Source organism: Mycobacterium sp., from assembly GCF_035697385.1.
Lineage (GTDB): Bacteria > Actinomycetota > Actinomycetes > Mycobacteriales > Mycobacteriaceae > Mycobacterium.
This window is the reverse complement of sequence record NZ_DASSCY010000296.1, coordinates 1-7,831: the sequence shown is the minus strand read 5'-3', so window position 1 is coordinate 7,831 and position 7,831 is coordinate 1. Positions and strand designations below refer to the sequence as shown.

The following is a 7,831-nucleotide window of genomic DNA, read 5'->3' as shown; positions in this document are numbered from 1 at the left end:
GAGCGCAGCCGGCTCAGCGCCGAGCGCAAAGCGGCGATGTCGAACGCGTAGACACCCGCGTTGATCTCGGTGATGGCCTGTTGCGAGGCGGTGGCGTCGGCCTGCTCGACGATGCCGATCACCTCGCCGTCCTGGGTGCGCAGGATGCGGCCGTAGCCGGTCGGATCGGGCAACGTCGTGGTCAGCACGGTCGCCGCCGCGGTCTGGGCGCTGTGCGTGGCGATCAGGTCGGCCAGCGTGCCGGCGTCCAGCAGGGGGACATCGCTCGCGGTCACCACCACCGTGCCTGCGAAGTCCTCTGGCAGCGCGGTCAGCCCGCACCCCACCGCGTGGCCCGTGCCGAGCTGTTGGTCCTGAACCGCGATGTCGATGGGCCTGCCGAGTTCGCCGGCCAGCTCCTGGGCCGCGGATGCGACGCGCTCGCGGTCCTTTCCGACCACCACGACGACGTGCTGCGGGGCCACCTCGGCGACCGCGTGCAGCGCGTGCGCCAGCATGCTGCGGCCGGCCAGAGTGTGCAGCATCTTGGGGGTGTCCGAGCGCATGCGGGTGCCCGCCCCTGCCGCCAGGACCAGGACCGCGGCTTCGCCGTGCACCGTCATAGGTCTCCTATCTGGCGCGAGCGTCCGTGTTTGTACGGCGACACGCCGTTGTGCGTGTCATTTTGCGGTCGCTCGCCACGACGGAGCTCCGTCGCCAGGACTCGAACCTGAACTATCTGAACCAAAATCAGAGGTGCTGCCGATTACACCACGACGGACTGATCAACTCGTGATGCTAGTACGACTGGTCAGGCTCCTCATCGCGGCTCGTTCCTCGCCGCTTGATCGTCGCCCGACGTCGAACGACGTAGCCTCAAAGACGTGGCAGTGCCCGATAAGCTCGACAAGGAAGTGCGCGCCCCCCGCGCCCGGATGACGGGCGCTGAGCGGCGCCATCAGCTCATCGACGTCGCACGAACGTTGTTCGCCGAACGCGGTTACGAGGGCACGTCGATCGAGGAGATCGCGCAGCGGGCCAATGTCTCCAAGCCCGTCGTCTACGAACATTTCGGCGGCAAGGAAGGCCTGTACGCGGTGGTGGTCGACCGCGAGATGTCGGCGCTGCTCGACGGCATCACGTCGTCGCTGACGAAGATGACCAACAACCGGTCCCGGCTGCGCATCGAACGCGTCGCGCTGGCGCTGTTGACCTACGTCGACGAACGCACCGACGGGTTCCGCATCCTGATCCGTGACTCGCCGGCGTCCATCACGTCCGGCAGCACCTACTCGACGCTCCTGAACGAGGCCGTCAACCAGGTGTCGTCCATCCTGGCCGGCGACTTCTCCCGCCGCGGCCTGGATCCCGAAATGGCGCCGCTGTATGCCCAAGCCCTGGTCGGCTCGGTGTCGATGGCGGCGCAATGGTGGCTCGACGTGCGCGAGCCGAAGAAGGAAGTAGTGGCCGCGCACCTGGTCAACCTGTGCTGGAACGGGTTGATGCACCTCGAGGACGACCCGCAGCTGCTCGACGAGTAGCCGTCGTTTCTCCCGCTCCCGCAGGCATTTCGGCGCTTGCCTAGGATGGACGCATCATGACCGCATCGGGGATCACCCATGTCCAAACCCCGATCGCGGGCCTCGTCGAGCTGGCCCTGCGGGATCCCTCCCTACAAGAAGTCACCCGCCGCGCCGCCGACAGACCCGCCGATCTCACGCTCGTCGGCCCGGCCAACGCCAGGGTCTTCGTGGCGACCGCGCTCGCGCAGAACGGCCCGCTGCTCGTGGTCACCGCGACCGGGCGCGAAGCCGACGATCTGACCGCTGAGCTGCGCGGCGTGCTGGGCGAGGCCGTCGCGATGTTCCCGTCCTGGGAAACGCTGCCGCACGAGCGGCTCTCCCCGGGAGTCGACACCGTCGGCGCGCGGCTGATGCTGCTGCGCCGGCTGTCCCATCCGGACGACGAGCGCCTCGGCCCACCGCTGCGTGTCGTGGTCACCACGACCAGATCGCTGCTGCAGCCGATGGCGCCCGACGTGGCCGACATCGAGCCGGTCACGCTGACTGTGGGCGCCGACGCGGACTTCGACGCCGTCATCGCCAGGCTCGTCGACCTGGCCTACACCCGGGTGGACATGGTCGGCAAGCGCGGCGAGTTCGCGGTCCGCGGCGGAATCCTCGACATCTTCCCGCCCACTGCCGAGCACCCGGTGCGCATCGAATTCTGGGGCGACGAGGTCTCCGAGATGCGGATGTTCTCGGTCGCCGATCAGCGCTCGATCACCGAGATCGACATCGACACGCTTATCGCCGTGCCCTGCCGCGAAGTGCTGCTGACCAGCGATGTCCGCGACCGCGCCGCAAAGCTCGCCGCGGAGCACCCGGTGCAGGAGAACACCGTGCCGGGCAGCGTGCCCGACATGCTGGCCAAGCTGGCCGAGGGCATCCCCGTCGACGGCATGGAGGCCCTACTTCCGCTTCTTCGCCCGACCGAATTGTTGACCCTGGCCGACCACCTACCGTCGGGCACACCACTTCTGATCTGCGATCCCGAGAAGGTGCGCACCCGCGCGGCCGACCTGATCAAGACCGGCCGCGAGTTCTTGGAGGCCTCCTGGTCGACGGCCGCGGTGGGCGGCGACGTGCCGATCGATATCGAAGCGCTCGGCGCGTCGGGATTCGTCGAGCTGGACGACGCCCGCGCCGCGGCCCGCACGGGCGATCACCCGTGGTGGACGCTTTCCCAGTTGTCCGACGAGTCCGCGCTGCAGGTCGACATCCGTCCGGCACCCTCCGCCCGCGGCCAACAGCACAACATCACCGAGATTTTCGCGATGCTGCGCGCCCACGTCATGACCGGCGGATACGCAGCCATCGTCACCCCCGGCACCGGTACGGCCCATCGCGTGGTCGAGCAACTGGCCGAATCCGACACTCCCGCAACGATGTTGGAGCCCGGCGAGACCCCGAAGGAAGGCGTCGTCGGGGTGCTCAAGGGCCCCCTGCACGACGGTGTGGTGATCGCCGGGGCCAACCTCGTCCTGATCACCGAGACCGACCTCACCGGCAACAGGGCCACCGCGACCGAGGGCAAGCGGCTGGCCGCCAAACGCCGCAACGTGGTCGACCCGCTGGCCCTGACGGCCGGTGACCTGGTGGTACACGATCAGCACGGCATCGGGCGATTCGTCGAGATGGTCGAGCGCACAGTCGGCGGCGCGCGCCGTGAATACCTGGTGCTCGAATATGCGTCGGGTAAAAGAGGCGGCGCGGGAAATATCACTGACAAGCTCTATGTGCCGATGGATTCGCTGGATCAGCTGTCGCGCTACGTCGGTGGCGAGTCGCCGACGCTGAGCCGGCTGGGAGGCAGCGACTGGACGAACACCAAGACCAAGGCCCGCCGCGCCGTGCGGGAGATCGCGGCCGAATTGGTGTCGCTGTACGCCAAGCGCCAAGCGTCCGCAGGGCACGCCTTCAATCCGGACACCCCGTGGCAGGCGGAGATGGAGGACGCGTTCGGGTTCACCGAGACCGTGGACCAGATGACCGCAATCACCGAGGTCAAATCCGACATGGAAAAGCCCATCCCAATGGATCGGGTGATCTGCGGCGACGTCGGATACGGCAAGACCGAGATCGCGGTGCGCGCGGCGTTCAAGGCGGTGCAAGACGGCAAGCAGGTCGCGGTTCTGGTACCGACGACGCTGCTGGCCGATCAGCACCTGCAGACGTTCAGCCAACGGATGGCGGGATTCCCGGTCACGGTCAAGGGGCTGTCCCGGTTCACCAGCCCGTCGGAATCCAAAGCGGCGCTCGAGGGCATGAAAGACGGCTCGGTCGACATCGTGATCGGCACGCACCGGCTGCTGCAGACCGGCGTCACCTGGAAGGACCTCGGCCTGGTGGTGGTCGACGAGGAACAGCGGTTCGGCGTCGAACACAAGGAGCACATCAAGTCGATGCGCACCCACGTCGACGTGCTGACCATGAGCGCCACGCCGATTCCCCGCACGCTGGAGATGAGCCTGGCCGGCATCCGGGAAATGTCGACGATCCTGACGCCGCCCGAGGAGCGCTACCCGGTGCTGACATACGTGGGCCCGCACGACGACAAGCAGGTCGCCGCGGCGTTGCGACGGGAAATGCTGCGCGACGGGCAGGCCTTCTACATCCACAACCGCGTCCGGTCCATCGACCAGGCGGCGGCCAAGGTGCGGCAGCTGGTGCCAGAGGCCCGCGTCGTCGTCGCGCACGGGCAGATGCCCGAGGAGCAGTTGGAGCGCACGGTCGAGGGCTTCTGGAACCGCGAGTACGACATCCTGGTGTGTACGACGATCGTCGAGACGGGCCTGGACATCTCCAACGCCAACACTCTGATCGTGGAGCGGGCCGACACGTTCGGGCTCTCGCAGCTACATCAGCTGAGGGGCCGGGTGGGCCGCAGCCGTGAACGCGGCTACGCGTATTTCCTGTACCCACGGGAAGCTCCGCTCACTGAGACCGCCTATGACCGGCTGGCCACGATCGCGCAGAACAACGATCTGGGCGCGGGTATGGCCGTCGCGATGAAGGATCTTGAAATCCGCGGCGCCGGAAACGTCCTCGGCGCCGAGCAGTCGGGGCACGTCGCAGGCGTCGGCTTCGACTTGTACGTGCGGCTGGTCGGCGAAGCCGTCGAGGCGTACCGCGCGGCAGCGGACGGGAAAACCGTTCTGGCACCGGAGGAACCGAAGGATGTGCGGATAGACCTTCCGGTCGATGCGAACCTGCCGCCGGACTACATCGCCAGCGACCGGCTGCGGTTGGAGGGGTACCGGCGGTTGGCCGCCGCCTCTGACGACGCGGCGGTGGACGCCGTCATAGAAGAGCTGGTCGACAGGTACGGGCCGTTGCCGGAAACTGCGCAGCGCCTGGTGGCGGTGGCGCGGTTGCGGTTGTTGTGCCGTCGCTACAGGATCACCGAGATCAGCGCGGTGTCGGAGTCGTCACTGCGGATATCGCCGTTGCAGCTGGTGGATTCTCAGCAACTTCGGCTGAAGCGGCTGTACCCAAGCGCGAACTACCGCGCGACGACGTCGACGGTGCAGGTGCCGATTCCCAGGGCCGGTGACGGGATCGGTGCGCCGCGGATCCGTGATCTTGAACTCGTCAAGATGGTGGCCGGGCTGGTATTGGCGCTGGATGGGAAACCGCAGGACGATGTTGATATAACGAAGTCGGGGTCGGGGCAACATTCGCGAGGAGGTCAAACACGATGACTGTCGTGTTGGTCGATGCGCGTCGCCCCTCGCTGGTTCCGATCGACGCGATCGACCTGCTCACTGGTGACGTCCAGTACACCGAAGAGATGCCCGTCAAGGTGCCGTGGTCGCTGCCTGCGGCCCGGCCGGCGTACGACGGGGAGGACGCACCGGTTCTGCTGTCGTCGGACCCCGATCATCCGGCGGTGAAGGCGCGGCTGGCCGCGGGCGACAAATTGATCGCGGCCCCCGAAGCCTCGCCGGGGGAGCGGCTGGTCGACGCGGTGGCGATGATGGACAAGCTGCGCACCAATGGCCCGTGGGAAAGTGAGCAGACGCACGAGACGCTGCGCCGCTACCTGCTGGAGGAAACCTACGAGGTTTTCGACGCGGTGCACCGCGGCAACGCCGACGAACTGCGCGAGGAACTCGGAGATGTGTTGCTACAGGTGCTGTTTCACGCACGAATCGCCGAGGACGCACCACAGCATTCGTTCAGCATCGACGATGTCGCCGATTCGCTGGTGCGCAAGCTCGGTAACAGGGTGCCGGCCGTGCTTGCCGGAGAGCCGATCTCGCTCGACGAGCAGCTCGCGCAGTGGGAAGAGCGCAAAGCGCTGGAAAAGAACCGCAACTCCTCGATGGACGACGTGCCAACGGGCCAGCCCGCGTTGGCGTTGGCGCAGAAGGTGATTGAGCGGGTTACGGCTGCGGGGCTGCCCGGTGATCTGATTCCCGCCACGATCACGTCGGTCAGCGTGGCGGCCCATGTCGACACCGAGAACGCTTTGCGGACAGCGGTTCTGGAGTTCATGGACACCGTGCGCCGGACGGAGCACGCAATTGCGGCTGGACGCCGCGCCGATGATGTACCGGAGGAACTCGACATGTCGACTCTCGGGGTGATCAGCGAAGAGGAGTGGCGGGCGTACTGGCCTTCGGAGGCCGAAGAGCCGGCTGCCGACGAAGCCCAAACCGAAGCCGAAGAACCCGTCGCCGAAGAGCCGGTCGCCGAAGACACGGAACCGGCGCCCGACCGCATTCCTGAGCCGACGCCCGCAGATGTTCCCGAACCGGGCCCGGTCGAGGTTCCTGAGCCCAGCCCCGTCGAGGTTCCCGAGCCGTCGCCCACTGCTCCCAACGAGCCTGCGCCCGAAGATGTTTCGACCGAAGAAGCGGCGGCGGCCACGGAGGAATCCGGAGACGGCGAGGAGTCGTCGGAGAAATTCACCGCCTGAGAGCGGTCACCTAGGTTTCCGACCGCGACTGTGCGAACTCGTACGTCGACCCCGGCGTGTCGCGTATGAAACCGCACGGTCGGATGCGACCACGCCCCATTTTCGCGCCCGCGAGGCGTCCCCCGGAAGAGACAGACGGCTGTCGCGAGCGTGGAAGGCCTAGGCGCCGCTTGTAACGCCATGGCGGGATTCCGCGCGAAATCCCGCCACCACGTTACGAGCGACGCCCTCAGCCGACTAGCTGATCACCGAGGAATCGGTCCGGGTCCGTCACCCCGGGAAGCATGAAGAAGAAACCCCCTCCGACGGGAAGGATGTACTCCTCGAGCGGTTCACCTTTAAGCCGGTTCTGCACCGTGAGGAATCCCTTTTCCAGGCTGCGCTGGTAGGCAACGAACGCCAGCCCCTGGTCGAGGCGCCCAGCGCCGTCGAACCCCCTCGAATAGTTGAATCCGCGCCGCAGAATCAGATTCGGCTCGGTCTCGGGAGTGCGCGGGTTGGCCAGTCGGATGTGAGCGTCCAGCTTGATGCGCTTGCCGTCGGGGTCCTCCGCGTAATCGGGATCGGCGAACTCGTCCGTCATCCCCAGCGGCGCGCCGCTGACTTTGCGCCGCCCGATGAGCGCCTCCTGCTCGGCGAGCTGGGTTCTGTCCCAGAACTCGACGAACATGCGGATGATCCGAACGGCTTGATACGAACCGCCGACCGCCCACTCGGGCTCACCATCGTCGGCGCCAACCCACACATGGCGGTCCATCAGGGTGTCGTCGTCCACGTCGAGGTTCGCGGTTCCGTCCTTGAACCCCAACAGGTTTCGCGGAGTCGCAGCTTCCGACACCTTGCCTGCCCCGATACCGCGGGCATAGCCGTCGACCATCCACCGCAACACCAGATCGCTTCGGGTGCGGCGCATCAGCTGCCGCAACGCGAACTGCACCGTGTCGTTGTGATCGGCCTCGAGGATGATCGACAGGTCACCGTGCGACAGCTTGGGATCCAGCCGGTCGTTGGCCAGGAACGGCATGGTGACCAGTTCCTTCGGTTTGCGATCAGCCAGGCCGTACCGGTCGTCGAACAGCGAAGCGCCGACACCGACGACCACCGACAGGTTGTCCGGCGGCGGCTTTTCGCCAAGTATCCCCGAATCGACAGGAGGGTAGGCAGGGTCTCGCACCTCGGGCGGCTTGCCGGTCATCAGGCCGCGGATCTCATCGGTGAGCGCAGCCAGTGTGGCCGAAAGGGCGGCCCTGTCCTTCGACTGCACGGTGAACGACGCGACCAGCCCCTGCTCGGGGATCGGCAACGCCGCGATGCCGGACTGATGCGGCCCCTCGAACGGGACGAACCGGGCGGCGGCCGGCGCCGGCGC

The 7,831-nt window shown here is 66.9% G+C and carries 5 protein-coding genes and 1 tRNA gene; 3 read left to right on the top strand and 3 right to left on the bottom strand.

Annotated features, from left to right (window positions below; all coding sequences use genetic code 11):
• Both VFH65_RS25245 and VFH65_RS25240 read right to left on the bottom strand, forming a co-directional pair.
• Window positions 1–602, bottom strand: a 602-nt coding sequence (locus VFH65_RS25245) for an NTP transferase domain-containing protein (protein ID WP_353325267.1), incomplete at its 3' end; no start/stop codon positions are given.
• Between the two features lie 86 nt (window positions 603–688).
• Window positions 689–760: transfer RNA gene (locus VFH65_RS25240), tRNA-Gln, on the bottom strand.
• Between the two features lie 154 nt (window positions 761–914).
• Here VFH65_RS25240 and VFH65_RS25235 point away from each other — a divergent pair.
• Genes VFH65_RS25235 through VFH65_RS25225 form a run of 3 tightly spaced genes read left to right on the top strand, consistent with a single transcriptional unit; the run spans window position 915 to window position 6,462 of the window.
• Window positions 915–1,520, top strand: a complete 606-nt coding sequence (locus VFH65_RS25235; RefSeq protein ID WP_353325268.1) for a TetR/AcrR family transcriptional regulator — start codon at window positions 915–917, stop codon at window positions 1,518–1,520.
• 56 nt (window positions 1,521–1,576) lie between these two features.
• A complete protein-coding gene (gene mfd, locus VFH65_RS25230; RefSeq protein WP_353325266.1) occupies window positions 1,577–5,242 on the top strand; it encodes a transcription-repair coupling factor in 3,666 nt (1,221 codons plus the stop codon).
• Window positions 5,239–6,462 (top strand): nucleoside triphosphate pyrophosphohydrolase, encoded by a 1,224-nt coding sequence (locus tag VFH65_RS25225; RefSeq protein WP_353325264.1) that lies wholly within the window; start codon window positions 5,239–5,241, stop codon window positions 6,460–6,462. The genes mfd and VFH65_RS25225 overlap by 4 nt, the downstream gene beginning before the upstream one ends.
• A 229-nt stretch (window positions 6,463–6,691) precedes the next feature.
• Here VFH65_RS25225 and VFH65_RS25220 read toward each other — a convergent pair.
• On the bottom strand, window positions 6,692–7,831 hold a 1,140-nt coding region (locus VFH65_RS25220), incomplete at its 5' end, for a Dyp-type peroxidase (protein WP_353325262.1).

What these genes read in the sequence shown, in the direction of transcription:
- VFH65_RS25235 (WP_353325268.1), top strand. Translation starts at nt 915, where the DNA reads ATGACGGGCGCTGAGCGGCGCCATCAGCTCATCGACGTCGCACGAACG.
- mfd (WP_353325266.1), top strand. Translation starts at nt 1,577, where the DNA reads ATGACCGCATCGGGGATCACCCATGTCCAAACCCCGATCGCGGGCCTC.
- VFH65_RS25225 (WP_353325264.1), top strand. Translation starts at nt 5,239, where the DNA reads ATGACTGTCGTGTTGGTCGATGCGCGTCGCCCCTCGCTGGTTCCGATC.